This window comes from Amycolatopsis sp. NPDC004625 (assembly GCF_040609695.1).
Lineage (GTDB): Bacteria > Actinomycetota > Actinomycetes > Mycobacteriales > Pseudonocardiaceae > Amycolatopsis.
Window position 1 is genome coordinate 125653 of sequence record NZ_JBEXKX010000014.1, and the last position, 17047, is coordinate 142699.

Here is a 17047-nt window from a genome sequence, read left to right on the forward strand (position 1 = left end):
CACGCCGGGCGGCCGATGATCGGACCATGACCTACGCGATCGATCCCGAGCTGCTGCCCTGGCTGGACATGCTCCCGGCCGTGACCCTCACCGACCACGAATCCCTGCTGGCCGCGCGTTCCTCGATGGCGCAGCTCGCCGAAGTCCTGCCGGCCTACGAACCGGCGCACCCCGTCGACGTCCGCGACACCGCCGTGCCCGGCCCGTCCGACGCCCCGGACGTCCCCGTGCGCGTCTACACCCCCGGGAACCGCACCGCGCCCGCGCCCGGCCTGCTGTACGTGCACGGCGGCGGGTTCGTCATGGGTGACCTCGACACCTTCGACGCGCACCTGCTGCGCCTGGTCGACGAGCTGGGGATCGTGATCGTGTCGGTGGACTACCGGCTGGCCCCCGAGCACCCGTTCCCCGCGCCGGTCGAGGACTGCTACGCGGCCCTGAACTGGGTCGCCGCGAAGGCCGGCGAACTGGGCATCGACCCGGACCGGCTCGGCGTGGCCGGCGAGAGCGCCGGCGGCGGGCTCGCCGCGGCGGTCGCCCTGCTGGCCCGCGACCGCGGCGGCCCGGCCCTGTGCTTCCAGTACCTCGGCATCCCGGAGCTGGACGACCGCCTCGACACGCCGTCGATGCGCGCGTACACCGACACGCCGATCTGGAACCGCCCGAACGCGGTCTACAGCTGGACGGCCTACCTCGGCGCGGAGCCGGGCAGCGACGGCGTCTCGCCCTACGCCGCGCCGTCGCGGGCCACCGACCTCGCCGGGCTGCCGCCGGCCTTCGTGACGACCTGCCAGTTCGACCCGCTGCGGGACGAAGGCATCGACTACGCGCGCCGGCTGGCCCACGCGGGCGTGCAGGCCGAGCTGCGCCACTACCCGGGCACCTTCCACGGCTCCGGGCTGGTCGAGACGGCGGCGGTCTCCCGCCGCATGTTCGCCGACGAGCTCGACGCCCTGCGGCGCGGCCTCCACATCACCGCCCCCTGACCGGAGAGCGGCCCGGCCCCCACCGGGCCGCCCCACCACGCCCGATTCCCCGGCTCGTCAGGAATCCGGGCCGACGTCGATCAGCACCTTTCCGGTGACCCCGGCTTCGGACGCGGCGTGCGCCTTCGCCGTTTCGGAAAGGGGAAACCGGTGGACCGGAACGCCGTGGTCCTCGCCGAGCCGCAGCGCGCCGTCGGCGAACGCCGCGGTGATGTCTTCGGCGCCCGCGCGCAGCTTGTCCTCGCCGACCGTGTAGAGCACCAGGAACTGGTACCGCAGGTTCAGCCACAGCGCCGGCCCGAAATCCAGGGCGACGGTTCCGGTGCCGCGGTCGTCGCCGTAGGCCGCGACCGTGCCGCGGGGCCGCAGCACCTCGGTGTGCAGCTTCGCGTTGACCCCCGCGGCGACCTCCACCACCACGTCGACGCCCTCGGGCGCGACCTCGCGGATGCGGGCGCCGAGTTCCGGGTCGGGGTAGCGCAGCACGTACTGGGCGCCCGCCGCGCGCGCGAGGGCGGCCTTGGCGTCGCTGCTGACCGTCGCGACCACCGTCGCCCCGGCCCACCGCGCGAGCTGGATGGTCGCGTTGCCGACCGCGCCCGCACCGCCGCTGACCAGCACCGTACGGCCGTCGAGCGCGCCGGGGGACAGCCGCGACGGCCCGTCTTCGGCGACGGTGAGCGCCCGGTGCGCGGTCAGCGCCGGGACGCCGAAGCCGGCGCCCTCGTCGAAGCCGGCGCCCTCGGGCAGCTTGACGAGCTTTTCCGCGGGCAGCACGGTGTACTCCTGCGCGGTGCCGGACAGCGGCCCGTACGCGCCGGCGATGACCGTCCACACGCGGTCGCCCGGGGCGAAGCCGGTGACGTCCGGGCCGACCGTGTCGACCACGCCCGCGCCGTCCTGGTTGGGCACGGTTTCCGGCACCTCGGCCCCGGGTTCGGCGCGGAGGCCGCCGCGGGCCTTCCAGTCGGTGGGGTTGACCGCGGACACCACGATCCGGACGCGGACTTCGCCGGGCCCCGGGTCCGCGGCGGGCCGCTCGGTCAGCGACAGGACCTCGGGACCGCCGTGGCGGCGGTAGACGACTGCTTTCATGCCCGGTGCAATCCGGCGCGTCCCCGGGTTATTCCCGCACCCGCCGGGAATTCGGCCTCGGAAAAGGGCTTTTTCACCGCCGCGGAAAAGGGAAATCGGCGCCGCGCGGGTGATCCCCCGGCCGGGCGATTTTCCGGGCCGGCCCCAGCGGAATCGCCGGCCGCCCCGGAAACTGGGCGCGTGGGAGAGGAAAAGCGCACGCCGGGGGACGATCGGCCCAAGCGCGACGAGGGTGAGCCGACGCCGATCTTCGACGCGGTGTTCAGTGCGACGCGCGCGAAGGCGAATACGCCGAAACCGGCCGGCGAGCCGGACAAAACCGGGCGGTGAGCGGACCGCCGGACCATGACGTACAGCACTTCGTTCGACGTCCGCGGTGAACATGTAGCATCCCGGGTGCCCGTGCACCCGCGCTCGAGGAGTCGGCCTTTGGCAGGCGTCGTGAACAGCATGATCGCCGCCGAGTACGCGGCGGGCGCCTCCATCTCCGAGCTCGCCGAGCGCTGGGGGATCGACCCCCGGCAGGTCGTCGAGCGGATCTCGGCGGCCGCCCGCTCCTGAGCGCCCGGCTCAGATCGCCCGTTCCCCCTTGCCCAGCACGACGATGCCGCCCTCGCTGACGTGGTAGTGCCCGCGGTCGCGGGCCAGGTCGACGCCGATGTGCGCACCCGCGGGCACCACGACGTTCTTGTCCAGGATCGCCCGCCGCACCACCGCGCCGCGGCCGACGCGGGCGCCGTCGAGCAGCACCGAGCCCTGCACCACCGCGCCCTGTTCGACGATGACGTCGGGGGAGAGCACCGAGTCGACGACCTGCGCGCCGGAGATGATGCAGCCGTTGCTGACGATCGACTGGTTCGCCGAGCCGCCTTCGACGAACTTCGCCGCCGCCCGCTGGCCGGGGTGGGCGAGGATCGGCCACCGCCGGTTGTAGAGGTTGAAGATCGGGTGCGTCGAGATCAGGTCGACGTGCGCCTCGTAGTAGCTGTCGATGGTCCCGACGTCGCGCCAGTAGCCGTGGTCGCGTTCGGTTTCGCCGGGCACGACGTTGGTGTTGAAGTCGTAGACGGCGGCCTCGCCCGACTTGACCAGCGCCGGGATGATGTCGCGGCCCATGTCGTGGTGCGAGGCGGCGTTTTCCGCGTCGGCGTAGAGCGCTTCCAGCATCACCTTCGTGGTGAAGATGTAGTTCCCCATCGACACGTACGCCTCGTCGGGGGAGTCCGGCAGGCCCGGCGGGTCCGCCGGCTTCTCCATGAACGCGTCGATCATCAGCCCGTCGGTGGTCCGGATGACGCCGAACGAGCTCGCCTCCGCCCGCGGCACCCGGATGCCGGCGACCGTGACGCCGGCGCCGGAGGACACGTGCGCCTCGAGCATCTGCCGCGGGTCCATCCGGTAGATGTTGTCCGCGCCGAACACCGCGATGTACTCGGGGTTCTCGTCGTGGACCAGGTTGAGGCTCTGGTGGATGGCGTCGGCGCTGCCCTGGTACCAGCGCGGGCCCAGCCGCTGCTGCGCGGGCACCGGCGTGACGTACTCGCCGGTCAGCGACGACAGCCGCCAGGTCGTCGAGATGTGCCGGTCGAGCGAGTGCGACTTGTACTGCGTCAGCACGCACAGCCGCCGGATCCCGCCGTGCACCAGGTTGGAGAGCACGAAGTCGATCAGCCGGTGCGTGCCGCCGAAGGGCACCGCCGGTTTCGCCCGGTCCGCCGTCAGCGGCATCAGGCGCTTGCCCTCCCCGCCCGCGAGCACGATGCCCAGGACATGGCATTCGCTGTTCACAGCGACCTCCCGCACGCCTCGTAGAGGGCGACCGTCCGCTCGGCGATCGCCTCCCAGCCGAACTCGCCGACCGCGCGCTCGCGGCCGGCGGTACCCATCGCGGCGGCCCGGTCCGGGGAGCCCACCACCTCGTTCAGCGCGGCGGCCAGGCCCGCCTCGAACGCTCCCGCGTCCTGTTCGTCGTAGTGCACCAGCAGCCCGGTCCGGCCGTCGTCGACGACCTCCGGGATGCCGCCGACGTCGCTGGCCACCACCGGGGTGCCGCACGCCATCGCCTCCAGGTTCACGATGCCGAGCGGCTCGTAGACCGACGGGCAGGCGAACACCGCGGCGTGCGTGAGCAGCTGCACGACCTCGTTCCGGGGCAGCATCTCGGGGATCCAGCGGACGCCGGTGCGCGTCTTCTCGAGGTCGGCGACCAGGCCGCGGAACTCGGCGTCCAGCTCGGGCGTGTCGGCGCCGCCGGCGCACAGCACCAGCTGGACGCCCGGGTCGAGCTTCGCGCCGGCGCGGACGAGGTGCGGGACGCCCTTCTGCCGGGTGATCCGGCCGACGAACAGCACGTACGGCCGGTCCGGGTCGATGCCGTGCCCGACGAGCGCGTCGGTGCCCGGGTCGGGGCGGTAGAGCGCGGTGTCGATGCCGTTGTGGATCACGTGCACGCGCTCGGGCGGCACCGCGGGGTAGGCGGCGAGGACGTCCCGGCGCATCCCGCCGCTGACCGCGACGATCGCGTCCGCGGACTCGTAGGCCTCGCGCTCGATCCAGGACGAGACGCGGTAGCCGCCGCCGAGCTGCTCGGCCTTCCACGGCCGCAGGGGCTCCAGCGAGTGCGCGGTGACGACGTGCGGGATGCCGTGCGTCAGCTTCGCCAGGTGCCCCGCGAGGTTCGCGTACCAGGTGTGGCTGTGCGCGAGGTCGTGGCCTTCGAGGGCGTTCGCCATGGACACCGCGATGTCCATGGTCGTGAACGCGGGCTGCCGGTAGCCGTGCGGGTCGGTGTGCCCGGTGGCGTCGGGGCGGTCCGCGCCCCAGCAGTGGACGTCGAGATCGACCAGCGGCCGCAACTCCCGGGCGAGGAACTCAACGTGGACCCCGGCGCCGCCGTAGACCTCCGGCGGGTATTCGCGGGTGAGCAGGCCGACCTTCATGGTGGAACCCTATGGCCTTTCCCGGCCGCGGCGCAGTCTGGCGTCCAGGGGAATCCGGCGAGTTTTCCGTCACGGCCCCGGTGTCAGGGTGAAGTGGCCGTCGCCCTTCGCCGCGGACCGGACCGGCCAGCTGTCCGGTCCGGTCGCCGGACCCGAGCCGTACTGCAGCCGGTAGTCCGGCCGCCGCGGCGCGAGCGAGGTGTCCAGCCAGTGGTAGTTGATCCGCAAGGCGAGGCTCATCACCGGGTTCGCCAGCTCGATCCGCTTCCGGATCAGCTCCACGGCGTGGCCGCGGTCGGAGAACTCGTCGATGATCGTGCACTCGCAGTAGTAGGCGAGGGTGCCGATCTCGCCGGGGCTGGCGACGCTCGCGCCGCGCAGCCGGGCGCCGAGTTCCGTCCCGACCCGCGCGTAGTCCCGGGCGCTCGCCCAGTTCCCGAACACCACCGGCGACGGCCACGGCAGGCCCTGCGCGGCGTCGACCGCGGCACCGCCGAAGGCGAGCACGGCGGTGAGCCCGAGCGCGAGCACCGGCGGCCCGGTGCGCCACGCCGTCCGCTCGCGCGCCTGGGCGTACCAGGTACCGGAGGCGGCCACGGCGAACGTGCTCGCCGCCGTCACCGGGGCCACGTAGTACCAGTGGAACGGGCCGACACCGAGGAACGAGTAGGCGAGGTAGTACAGGACGCCGCCGCCGGCCAGGGCGGCGACCGGGCCGAGCGCGGGGAACTCCGGCCAGCGCACGGCGAACCGCGCCGCGGCCCAGGCGACGAGCGCGACGACCCCGGCCAGGGCGGGGAGGAACGACACCAGCACGGTGACCGGCCAGCCGAGGTAGTACATCATCGGCCCGGTGCTGTAGCTCCACGGCGCGAACACCCCGGCCTGGAGCTGCTTGATGACGAGCGTGTCGGGCACGAACGAGCCGAAGGCGAGCCAGCTCACCAGGAACCACGGCGCGGCCGTGAGCGCGGTCAGCCCCGCCGCGGGCCGCCACCGGCGCCGGATCGCGGGCGTGCTCACCCCGATCACCACGACGAACACGACGAGGTCGAGCCGGGTCAGGACGGCGAGGCCGCCCGCGACGCCGAACCAGGCCGTCCTGCCTTCGAGCGCGCAGACCGTGAGCGCCAGCAGCACGACCGGGATCAGCAGCACCTCGAGCCCGATCGCGGACAGCACGAACGGGTTGACCAGCACCAGCGCCACGCCGATCACCCCGGCGGCGGGCGGCAGCGCGAGCACGCGGCCGATGCGCTGCCACGCCCAGCCGAGCGCGGCGCCGGACAGGATGGTGAGGACGCCGAGCGCCACGACCGGGTGCGGGTCGCCGGCCACCCGCGTCACCAGGGTCAGGGCGGCCAGGAGCAGGACGTTCAGGGGCGACGTCGCCGAGTTGGCGGGCGAACCGGGGACGATGCCCCATTCGCCGTGCACGGCGAGGTTCCGCGCGTACGCCAGGGTGATGTAGCCGTCGTCGGTGAGACTCGTTCGCACCAGGAGGAAAACGGCGGTGCCCAGCACCGCTCCGAAGACGGCGGGGAGCCACCGGCCCCGCGTGCTCGTCGTCCGTTCCGCGTTCGTTACCGCCAGCAACCTGCCTACCTTGTCATGCGGGACTTCACCCGAGCGTGGCATGTCCCGCGTGGGTTCGCAGTACGGCGAGTGAGCGCTCCCGCGCGTTCAGGGCCCGGCGGGGGCCGCCGTCCGCACGCCGGCCGAGCGCACGGCCGCGTGGGCCGCGTCGAGCCCGGCGTGCAGCGGCAGCACCCGGTCCAGGCCGAGGATGTGCAACGGCCGGACGACGGCGACCTCCCCGGCGGCGATGGCGTAGGGGACATCGCGCGCGGCCGCGGCGCGGAAGGCCTCGGCCAGCGCGCTGAAGACGGTCGAGTCGCAGAAGGTCGTCCCGGTGAGATCGGCGACGACCCCGAGCGCGCCGGCGTGGATCGGTGCCAGCAGGACGTCTCGGAAGCGGCACGCGCTGCCGAGGTCGACCTCGCCGGTGCAGTGGACGGTGACGATCCCGGCTTCGGTCGTGGTGTCGAATCGGGGCGCGGTGCGGTGGTCGGTCATCGGGTCCCTCCTCACTCGGGCGCCTAGCGGGTGGTACCCACGACGGCGTGAGATCACTCCCCGCGGCCGCCGGGCACGCTGCGACATCCGAGGGAAGACGATGCACAACCGTTGCAGCTTGGGTATAGCTTGTCATGAGAAACGGGGAAGACGTAGCCGGCCGCCCCGGATGCCACACCGGGCGGCCGGAGCGGATCCGGCTGACGCGAGCCGGATCACCGGCGCCGGGCGGCGCCGAAGGGGACGCGGCCGGCCTTCGCCCCGCCCGCCGCGTCCCCGCCCGCCGGTTTCGGCGAATGCGCTTTCCGGGGCCCGGGGCTTGCCCGCCCTGGGATCTGCCGGATCCCTGCCGGCGGCCCGCTACCGGCCTGTGAATGCCGCCGCTGTGACCTGTCGGCCGTCCGCTGCCGGCCTGCGACTGCCGCCGCTGCGACCTGCTGGCCGCCCGCCGCGGGCTGTCGCTGCTTCCTGCCGCATCGCGGCTGGTCGGCGCCGGGCCACGCCGTCCGCCGGGCGCTTCGGCAACCTCGCTCACCGGGTGCCGCAACCCCCTGTAACCCTGCGCCTCTTCGCCGTGTCATCGGTGCGGTGCCGTTCGCGTCGCTAAGCTCGGAACGTTCGCCGTCCGCGAGCGGAAGGATGCGGTGGAACCCGAGAACGTCGACGTGCCGTCCGTGGCAGGAGCCTGGGCGCCCGGCAAGGTGGCCGGGCTGCTGGGCGTGTCACCGGTGACGCTGCGCAGCTGGAGCGCGCGGTACGGGATCGGCCCGCCGGCCGGCGCCGGACGGCACCGCCGGTACTCCGACGCCGACGTCCGCCGCCTCCAGCAGATGCAGCGGCTGGTCGCGCGCGGGATGCCGGTGCGGGAGGCCGCGGCGGCCGCGTTCGGCGCCGGGCCGGGTGCCGGCGGGCCGCAGGTGCCGGCGTCCCGCCGCGCGGACGAGCTGGCGGACGCGGCGGACGAGCTCCGGTACGCCTCGGTGGCCGGCCTGCTGGACGAAACGCTGGGCACGATGGGCCCGGCGGCGGCGTGGACGGACGTCCTGGCCCCGGTCCTGCGCGCCCTGGGCGACCGCTGGCAGCGCGGCAACGCGTGCTTCGCGTCGGAGTGGGCGCTGACGACCGAGATCTCGCTGGCCTTCGAGCGGTTCAGCCGCCGGTTCCCGGCGGCGGTGCCGGGCCGTCCGGTGCTGCTGGCGTGCTGCCCGGCCGAGCGCCACTCCCTCCCGATCGAGGCGTTGCGGGCGACGCTGGCGGACGCCGGGATCCCGGTGGTGTACCTGGGCCAGCTGGTCCCGGCGGAGACGGTGGCGGACCTGGCGGCCCGCCTCGACCCGGTCCTGGTCCTGCTCTGGTCCCAGACACCCCCGACCGCCGACGACCTCCTGGCGGCCCGCATCCGCGACCTCGGGTGCCCGGTGGGAACGGCGGGTCCCGGGTGGGGCCACCTGGGGGACCGCGGGTTCGCGCGGGTGAACGACCTGGCTTCGGCGATGGAACTCGCGGCGGAACACGCGCAGGTGTAGCCCGGGTGGGTGACCTGGGCGCCGCGGTCGGCCGCGCGCGGGCCGATCGTCCGGCGGGGGAGACCCACCGTGCCTCTGGGCGCCCGGCGCTTGGCTCGGCGCCGGACAACCGAGACCCGCCGGCCGTCGCTCAGCCCAGCGCGCCCAGCACCCGGCTCAGCGCCGGCGCCACCTCGTCACCCAGCCGCTCGAACTCCCGCTTCAGCAACGGCCCCGCCAGCTTCGCCCAGCCGTTGAACTCGATCGTCGCCTGGTAGCGGACTGTCGTCCCGTCCGGGCCCGCCGTCAGCGTGAAGTCGTCCGTCGACGTCGCCGTCTTGTTCTTCCCGACGAACGTCACCCGGCCGGCCGAACGGCGCGTCAGCCGGTACTCGAGCTCCGTCCGCCGCCCGCGGAACTCCGAGACGTTGTGCCACTGCGTGCCCACCTCGATCGGGCCCGGCGACGTGCGGGAGCACGAGATCGTCCCCGGGTCCCACTCCTCCGTGTGCGCGAAGTCCGCCAGGTACTCCGCCACCGGGCCGATCGGCGCGCCCACCGTGACCGTGCGTTCGACCTGCACCACGCCAACCTCCCGAGAATCCGTTGCAAATGCGTTGCAACGCTACCCTGATCCGCTCAGCGGGGCAGCACGGACCACGAACACCGACATCGATGTCATTAATCCGAATTCTTGTCCTCCTTGTCGTCTTGACGCTCCCGACGGGCGCGGCGGAAGCTTCCTGGCAACGTTGTCAGCCCGCGGCGCGGCACCCCGCCAGGTCGCGCGCCGGGACCCGGGCTGCCGCTTCGAGAACGGAGTTCGCATGGCGGAAAAGCACGAGCGGGTGTCGCGGCGGCACGTCCTGACCGCCGGGTCGGGGCTGCTGGCCGGGTTCGGCCTCGCCGCCGTCCTGCCCGGAACCGCGGCGGCCGCGGTGGCTGCGGCGGGCGCACCCGCCACGGAGGCTGCGCAGAACGGCAGGACCGACCTCGCCCTGTTCCGGCCGGTGCAGGTGTCCTCGACCGACTACGCCGCCACCCCGGCCGAGTTCGCCGTCGACGGGCTCGCCCAGGTCGGCGTCCGCGGCTCCGGCTGGCGCGCCGCCCCGGGCGACGGCCAGTGGATCGTCGTCGACCTCCAGGCCCCGTGCGCGATCGAGTCCGTCGTCCTCACCTTCGAGGCCCAGCCCGGCGACCCCGCTTTCGACGCCGGGGCGTCCCGCAGCCACACCAGCGGCTTCGAGGTCCAGTCCAGCTACGCGACGGCGTTCGACCTCGACGTCTCCGGCGACGGCAAGGCCTGGCGCACCGTCCACCACACCGACGCGGGCACCGGCGGCGTCGTCACGATCCCCGTCGCCGTCACCGCGCGCTGGGTCCGGTTCACCGCGAGCCGCCGTGCGACGAGCAACCCCCTGGGGCTCAACGGCTTCCAGGTGTTCGGCACCAGCCGCGGCGCCCGGCCGGCGGTCCGCGGCTGGACGAGCTTCCCGGTGCGCCCGGACGACCACCCGCCCGCGCTCGCCGTCGCGGCCGACGGCACCGTGCCGCTCGAGTCCGGCTGGGTGCTCACGATGGACGACTGGGCGCCCGCGGGCGGCGGCCAGGCCCTGTCGGCGTCCACGGTGGACACCCGCGGCTGGCTCCCGGCGACCGTTCCCGGCACCGTGCTGGCCTCGCTCGTCGACCAGGGGCAGCTGCCCGACCCGGTGGCCGGGATGAACCAGCTGCACGTCCCGGAAGCGCTTTCCCGTCACGCGTGGTGGTACCGTCGCCGTTTCGCCCTCCCGCGCGGCCTCGACACCTCGCCCGGCCGGCACGTCTGGCTCGAGTTCGACGGCGTCAACCACGAAGCGCAGATCTGGCTCAACGGCGCCGAAATCGCCACGCAGAGCCACCCGTTCGGCCGCGGCGTCCACGACGTCACCGCGGCGCTGCGCCGCACCGGCGAGCAGGTCCTCGCCGTGAAGATCGCGCCGATGCCGAAGCCCGGCAGCCCCGGCGACAAGGGATCGAACGGCAGCTCCTGGGTCGACGCCGGCGGCACGATGTTCGAGAACTCGCCGACCTACCTCGCCGTCTCCGGCTGGGACTGGATGCCCGCGGTGCGGGACCGCGCGGCCGGCCTCTGGGACCACGTGCGCCTGCGCTCCACCGGCGCCGCCGTGCTCGGCGACGTCCGCGTCGACACGAAGGTGCCCGACGCGAAGACCGCCGAGGTGACGCTGACCGTCCCGGTCCGCAACGCCGCCGCGACCGCCCAGCGCGTCAGGGTCACCGCCGCCTTCGGCCCGGTGAGCGTGACGAGCACGGTCACCGTCCCGGCCGGGCAGACCGCCGACGTCGTCTTCCCGAAGCAGCGGATCGACAACGCGAAGCTGTGGTGGCCCAACGGCTACGGCGACCCGGACCTCCACGACCTGACTCTGACCGCGGCCATCGGCGCCACCACCAGCGACCGCCGGACCGTCCGGATCGGCCTGCGCGAGATCGGCTACCAGTACGACCTGCCGATCGTGATCGACGGCGGCCGGGCCACCCAGACCGTCGGCCTCGCGCCGCAGAACGCCCGGTTCGTCCGCATGCAGGGCCTCCGGCGTGCCACCAGCTGGGGCTTCTCCCTCTGGACGATGTCCGTGCTGAACGGTTCGGGCCCCGACCTGGCCCAGGGCAAACCGTCGGCGTCGCAGTCGGTGGCCGACGGCAACCCGCCCGAACGCGCCTTCGACGGCGACCCGAACACGCGCTGGACGTCCGAATACAGCGACAACCAGTGGCTGCAGGTCGACCTCGGCGCCGCGACGGCGTTCGACCGGGTCGTGCTCACCTGGGAAACCGCCTACGCGGCGACGTTCAAGATCCAGGTGTCGCAGGACGGCGACACCTGGACCGACGCGGCTTCGGTCGACAACAGCCCGAAGCCGCTGACCTTCCTCGTCAACGGCGTCAAGATCTTCGCCCGCGGCGGCAGCTGGGGCTGGGACGAGCTGCTGCGCCGGATGCCGGCCGAGCGGGCCGACGCCGTCGTCGCGATGCACCGCGACATGAACTTCACGCTGATCCGCAACTGGGTCGGCTCGTCGTACCGGTCCGAGCTGTTCGACGCCTGCGACAAGTACGGCATCCTGCTGTGGAACGAGTTCTGGGACGGCTGGTCGACCGACCCGGCCAACCACGACGTCTTCCTGGCCCAGGCCGAGGACACCGTGCTGCGCTACCGCCACCACGCCTGCGCGACCGTCTGGTTCGGCTGCAACGAAGGCACCCCGCCGCCGGTCATCGACAACGCGTTGCGCGACATCGTCCACGCGAACACCGACCTGCTCTACCAGGGCAACTCGGCCGGCGGCGTGATCACCGGCGACGGGCCGTACTACTGGCAGGACCCGAAGCGGTACTTCACCGGCGAGGCGACCGGCGGCAAGTACGGGTTCTGGAGCGAGATCGGGCTGCCGACGGTGTCGGTGGTCGAGAGCATGCGCAACCTGGTCGGCGCCGGCGACCCCGGCTGGCCGATCGGCGCGCCGTGGTTCCTGCACGACTGGTCCACCAACGGCAACCAGTCGCCGCAGAGCTACCTGGCGGCGATCGACGCGCGGCTGGCGCCGTCGACGAGCCTGGCCGAGTTCTGCCGCAAGGCCCAGTTCGTCAACTACGAGAGCATGCGCGCGATCTTCGAGGCGTGGAACGCGAAGCTGTGGAACGACGCCACCGGCGTGCTGCTGTGGATGTCGCACCCGGCCTGGCACAGCACGGTCTGGCAGACCTACGACTACGACCTCGACGTCAACGGCAGCTACTACGGCGCGCGCAAGGGCTGCGAGCACCACCACGTGCAGGCCGACCTGACGACGTGGCAGATCCGGGTGGTCAACCACACGCCGTCGGCCCTGACCGGCGTCACCGCCACCGCGCGGCTGTACGGCCTCGACGGCGCGGCCCTCGGCCCGGCGCAGCAGCAGAAGCTCGACGTCGCGCCGGTTTCGGCCGCGGCCGCGTTCACCGTGCCGTTCGCCGACGGCCTGCCGGACCTGCACCTGCTGCGGCTGACCCTGACCGACGGCCGCGGCGCGGTGCTGTCGGAGAACACGTACTGGCGGTACCGGACGGACTCGGCGATGCGCGCGCTGAACCAGCTGCCGGGCGCCCGCCTGACGACGTCCCTGCGCCCCGACGGCGACGCGTACACCGCCACGATCCGCAACGACGGCCGGACGGTGGCGGCGATGATCCGGCTGTCGCTGAGGGAGCGCAACGGCACCGACCGCGTGCTGCCGACCCGCTACGACGACAACTACTTCTGGCTGCTGCCGGGCGAGACCCGCACGATCCACGTCGAGCCGCGGCGGCGGGTGCCCAACGCAAAACTGCTGGTGGAGGCGTACAACGTCGCCGCGAAGCTGAGCTGAGCACGGTGGGTGCTCGTCGAGCACCCCCGATGGGAGGAGTTCGTCGGCCACGACGAAGGACAAGGCTGATTTCGTCCGCCGCGACGAACTAGGCTCGCGGGATCGCGCCTAGCTTCGGGAGGTGCTCGTTTCGGTGAACCTGCGCCCGCACGCCAGCCTCGGCCGCGTCCTCGACGACCTGGGCGGCACCCTCCTGGACCTGGTGCTCGGCGACGGCGACCGCCCGGGCGGCATCGGCGGCGTCGCCATCCACGACCCGCTCGACGAACCCGCGCTGCCGCAGCACGCCCTGGTGCTGGGCGTCGGCCTCGCCGACCCGGACGAGGTCGTGCGGCAGCTGCGGACCCTGGCCCGCCACGACGCCGCCGGGCTCGTCCTGCGCGCCCCGGTCACGGTGACCGCGGCGATCACCGCCGCCGTCGAGGAAACCGGCGTCGCCCTGCTGAGCCTGACCCGCGGGGCGTCCTGGGCCCAGCTCGCCGCCATGCTGCGGTCGCTGCTGGCCGAGGGCGACGTCGGCGACGCCCAGCCGGAAACCCTCGCCGGGCTGCCGTCGGGCGACCTGTTCGCGGTGGCCAACGCGATCGCCGCGCTCATCGACGCGCCGGTCACCATCGAGGACCGGCGGTCCCGCGTGCTGGCGTTCTCCGGCCGGCAGGACGAAGCCGACGCTTCGCGCGTCGAGACGATCCTCGGGCGGCAGGTGCCCGAGCGGTACGCCCGCGCGCTGGCCGACCGCGGCGTGTTCCGCGAGCTCTACCGCACCGACCAGCCGGTGTACGTCGACCTGCTCGACGCCGGCCTCGACGGGCTGAAGCTGCTTCGGGCAGCTGTTGCGGTCCGCGCGGGCGACGAGATCCTCGGCTCGATCTGGGCGGCGGTGCGCGAACCGCTGACCCCCGACCGGACGCAGGCCCTCTGCGACGCGGCGCGGCTGGTGGCGCTGCACCTGCTGCGCGTCCGGGCGGGCGCCGACGTCGAACGCCGGTTGCGCGCGGACCTGCTCAGCACGGCCCTCGAAGGCGGGGCCGCCGCGCGCGAAGCGCTGAGCCGGCTCGGCCTCGCCGACCAGCCCGTCGTCGTGCTGGCGCTGGCGGTGCTGGGGTCCGGCGCCGCCGACGCCGAGCTCGCCGCCGACCGCGAGCGGCTCAGCGACGGCCTGGCGATGCACCTGAGCGCGGTGCACCCGCGCTGCGCCGCCGCGCTCGTCGGCGACACGGCGTACGGGCTGGTCCCGGTGACCCGCGACGCCGACGGCGAGCGGCGCGCGCTGCGGATCGCCAAGGACTTCCTGGACCGGGTGGGCGACCGGGTCCGGGCCGTGGTCGGCATCGGCCCGGTGGCGCGCAGCGCGGCCGAGCTGCCCGAGGCCCGCGGCAGCGCGGACCGGGCGTTGCGGGTGCTGCGGTCGGGCAGCGGCGCCGGCCGCCGGGTCGCCCTGCTGGCCGACGTCCACGTCGAGGCGCTGCTGCTGGAACTGCAGGACCTGGTGGCCGCGCGCGGCGACCGCCCGACGGGACCGGTGGCCCGCCTGCTCGACTACGACCAGCAGCACCACGCCCACCTCGTCGAGACGCTGCGGGCCTGGCTGGACGCCTTCGGCGACGTCATCGCGGCCGCCGCCGCGGTCCACGTGCACCCGAACACGTTCCGCTACCGCCTGCGCCGCCTCGCCGAAGTCGGCGGCTTCGACATGGCCGACCCGGAGGCCAGGTTCGCAGCCATGCTCCAGCTCCGCGTGGTCGCCCCACCCGCCCCCTGACCCCGTGCGTAAAGAGGCATCACGCGTGATGCCCCTTCAGACACGTGAGATGCGCGGAAAATGTGTTGGCTGCTGGGTTGTGTGCGGCTAGGCTGCGCCGGAACCTGTCCGCCGCGTCGAACGAAGGGAGCCGGCCGTGCGTGTTCGCATCGTCGTCGCTCCCCGGTCGCGGTCCGAGGTGATCCTGGTGTCTCCGCGTCTTCGGTGCCTGCCGCGCGGCCTGCACCGGACCCCGTGACGCGCGCCTGACAGTCGCGGGCAATCGCGCCGCCCTGATCACTTCGTCCACAAAGGACAAGGCTGTGCGTACCCCGAACACCGTCCGCAACCTCGGCATCCTCGCCCACGTCGACGCGGGCAAGACCACCGTCACCGAACGGATCCTGCGCCACACCGGCGTCACCCACAAGACCGGCGAGGTCCACGACGGCACCACCGTCACCGACTTCGACCCGCAGGAACGCGACCGCGGCATCACCATCTTCGCCGCGGCCGTCAGCTGCACCTGGGCCGGCCACCGGCTCACCCTCATCGACACGCCCGGCCACGTCGACTTCACCGACGAGGTCGAGCGGGCGCTGCGGGTGCTCGACGGCGCCGTCGCGGTGTTCGACGCCGTGGCGGGTGTCGAGCCGCAGAGCGAAACCGTGTGGCGGCAGGCCGACCGGCACGGCGTCCCGCGGATCGCGTTCGTCAACAAGCTCGACCGCGCGGGTGCCGACCTCGACGCCGCCGTCGCCTCGATCCGGGCGCGGCTGCACCCGGCGCCGCTGGTCGTGCAGCTGCCGGTCGGACGCGAGGACGGCTTCACCGGCGTCGTCGACCTGCTGCGCCTGGCCGACGTGCCGGACGGCCTCCTCGCCGAGGCCCGGCGGCGGCGCCGGGTGCTGGAGGAGGCCGTCGCCGAGCTGCACCCGGTGGCGCTGGACGAGTTCTGCGCCACCGGCACGGTTTCGGCGGAGACGCTGGAGAAGGCGCTGCGCGAGCTGACGCTCAGCGGCGCCGGGCTCGTCGTGCTGTGCGGCGCGGCCTACCGCGACCGGGGCATCGAGCCGCTGCTCGACGCCGTCGTGGCGTACCTGCCCTCGCCGGCGGACGTCCCGCCGGTGCGGCCGGACCGGCCCGCCGACCCGGCCGCGCCGCTGGCCGCGCTCGTGTTCAAGGTCGTCTCGGCGGCCACCGGACGGCTGACGTACCTGCGGGTGTACTCGGGAACGCTGCGGAAGGGGAACCAGGTGACGGACGCGGGACGCACCGAACGCGTCGCGCGCGTCCTGCGCGTGCAGGCCGACCGGCAGTCCGAAGTGGACAGTGCGGTGGCGGGCGACATCGTCGCGGTGGCCGGGCCCAAGGCGGCGCGCGTCGGCGCCACGCTCTGCGCGCCGGGCGACCCGGTGCTGCTGGAGCCGCCGGTGACGGCGGACCCGGTGGTCTCGGTGGCCGTCGAACCGCGGCGCGCGGGCGACGGCGAGCGGCTGACGGTGGCGCTGGCGCGGCTGGCCGAGGAGGATCCGTCGCTGGTCGTGCGGGTCGATCCGGAGACCGGGCAGACGGTGCTGTCCGGGCTGGGCGAGCTGCACCTGGAGGTGGCGGTGGAGCGGCTGCGGCGGGACCGCGGCCTGGACGTCGCGGTCGGCCGTCCGTCGGTGGCGCACCGCGAGACGGTGGTCAGCGGCGTGTCGGGGCTGGTCTACCGCCACGTCAAGCAGGACGGCGGCGCGGGCCAGTTCGCGCACGTGGTCCTGGACGTCGCACCGGCGGCCGAGGGCTTCGAGTTCGCCTCGGCGATCGTCGGGGGCCGGGTGCCGCGGGAGTACGTCCGCGCGGTCGAGGCCGGCTGCCGGGACGCCCTGGCGGAGGGCCCGCTGGGCGGCCACCCGGTGACGGGCCTGCGCGTGACGCTGACCGACGGGGCGACGCACTCGAAGGACTCGTCGGACCTGGCGTTCCGCACCGCGGGCCGCCTGGGCCTGCGGGAAGCGCTGCGCGCGTCGGTCCTGCGGCTGCTCGAGCCGGTGGCCGAGGTCGTGGTGACGGTCCCGGCCGACGCGGTCGGCTCGGTGCTCGGCGACCTCGCGGCCCGCCGCGGCCGGGTGGCGGGGTCGGCGGTGCGCTCCGGAACGGCGGTGGTCACGGCCACGGTCCCGGTGGCGGAACTGTTCGGCTACGCGAACCGCCTGCGCAGCCGGACCCAGGGCCGCGGCACGTTCACCGCCCACCCGGCAGGGTTCGCGCCGGCGCCGTGAGCGTCGTGAGTGGTAAGGCGGGTTCT

13 protein-coding genes are annotated in these 17047 nt (G+C 73.9%); 7 read left to right on the top strand and 6 right to left on the bottom strand.

Translation table 11 applies throughout. From position 1 onward, the window contains the following. The first annotated feature begins 26 nt into the window (after positions 1 to 26). Positions 27 to 986: an alpha/beta hydrolase gene (locus tag ABZW17_RS18345; protein ID WP_354814860.1), complete on the top strand. Its 960-nt coding sequence runs from the start codon at positions 27 to 29 to the stop codon at positions 984 to 986. A gap of 57 nt (positions 987 to 1043) precedes the next feature. Here the strand turns inward: ABZW17_RS18345 and ABZW17_RS18350 are convergent, their stop codons facing one another. Continuing rightward, positions 1044 to 2081 (bottom strand): NADPH:quinone reductase, encoded by a 1038-nt coding sequence (locus tag ABZW17_RS18350; RefSeq protein ID WP_354814863.1) that lies wholly within the window; start codon positions 2079 to 2081, stop codon positions 1044 to 1046. 180 nt (positions 2082 to 2261) lie between these two features. Here ABZW17_RS18350 and ABZW17_RS18355 point away from each other — a divergent pair, with 180 nt between their 5' ends. Both ABZW17_RS18355 and ABZW17_RS18360 read left to right on the top strand, forming a co-directional pair. Further along, positions 2262 to 2411, top strand: a complete 150-nt coding sequence (locus ABZW17_RS18355; protein ID WP_354814866.1) for a hypothetical protein — start codon at positions 2262 to 2264, stop codon at positions 2409 to 2411. A 99-nt stretch (positions 2412 to 2510) separates the two neighbouring features. Continuing rightward, complete coding sequence (locus tag ABZW17_RS18360; protein ID WP_020647431.1) at positions 2511 to 2642, top strand: hypothetical protein; 132 nt, start codon at positions 2511 to 2513, stop codon at positions 2640 to 2642. 9 nt (positions 2643 to 2651) lie between these two features. Here the strand turns inward: ABZW17_RS18360 and glgC are convergent, their stop codons facing one another. From glgC to ABZW17_RS18380, 4 genes are all read right to left on the bottom strand, one after another. Beyond that, complete coding sequence (gene glgC, locus ABZW17_RS18365) at positions 2652 to 3869, bottom strand: glucose-1-phosphate adenylyltransferase (RefSeq protein WP_354814869.1); 1218 nt, start codon at positions 3867 to 3869, stop codon at positions 2652 to 2654. Continuing rightward, complete coding sequence (gene glgA / locus ABZW17_RS18370) at positions 3866 to 5020, bottom strand: glycogen synthase (RefSeq protein WP_354814872.1); 1155 nt, start codon at positions 5018 to 5020, stop codon at positions 3866 to 3868. The genes glgC and glgA overlap by 4 nt, the downstream gene beginning before the upstream one ends. 69 nt (positions 5021 to 5089) lie before the next feature. Next, positions 5090 to 6517, bottom strand: a complete 1428-nt coding sequence (locus tag ABZW17_RS18375; RefSeq protein ID WP_354814875.1) for a hypothetical protein — start codon at positions 6515 to 6517, stop codon at positions 5090 to 5092. Positions 6518 to 6703: 186 nt separating this feature from the next. Beyond that, positions 6704 to 7096 (bottom strand): STAS domain-containing protein, encoded by a 393-nt coding sequence (locus ABZW17_RS18380; RefSeq protein ID WP_354814878.1) that lies wholly within the window; start codon positions 7094 to 7096, stop codon positions 6704 to 6706. 644 nt (positions 7097 to 7740) lie between these two features. Here ABZW17_RS18380 and ABZW17_RS18385 point away from each other — a divergent pair. Next, positions 7741 to 8622, top strand: a complete 882-nt coding sequence (locus ABZW17_RS18385) for a MerR family transcriptional regulator (RefSeq protein ID WP_354814881.1) — start codon at positions 7741 to 7743, stop codon at positions 8620 to 8622. Positions 8623 to 8752: 130 nt separating this feature from the next. Here the strand turns inward: ABZW17_RS18385 and ABZW17_RS18390 are convergent, their stop codons facing one another. Next, the gene (locus ABZW17_RS18390) at positions 8753 to 9187 is read right to left on the bottom strand and encodes an SRPBCC family protein (RefSeq protein ID WP_354814884.1); all 435 of its coding nucleotides are present in this window, start codon (positions 9185 to 9187) and stop codon (positions 8753 to 8755) included. Positions 9188 to 9428: 241 nt separating this feature from the next. Here ABZW17_RS18390 and ABZW17_RS18395 point away from each other — a divergent pair, with 241 nt between their 5' ends. From ABZW17_RS18395 to fusA, 3 genes are all read left to right on the top strand, one after another. Next, on the top strand, positions 9429 to 13013 hold the full coding sequence (locus ABZW17_RS18395) for a discoidin domain-containing protein (RefSeq protein WP_354814887.1): 3585 nt from the start codon (positions 9429 to 9431) through the stop codon (positions 13011 to 13013). Positions 13014 to 13134: 121 nt separating this feature from the next. Then, entirely contained in the window at positions 13135 to 14775 is a 1641-nt protein-coding gene (locus ABZW17_RS18400) for a helix-turn-helix domain-containing protein (protein WP_354814892.1), read from the top strand. Between the two features lie 302 nt (positions 14776 to 15077). Further along, positions 15078 to 17021 carry an elongation factor G gene (gene fusA, locus ABZW17_RS18405; protein ID WP_354814895.1) on the top strand — a complete coding sequence of 648 codons (1944 nt, stop codon included), beginning with the start codon at positions 15078 to 15080 and terminating at the stop codon, positions 17019 to 17021. Positions 17022 to 17047: the final 26 nt, after the last annotated feature.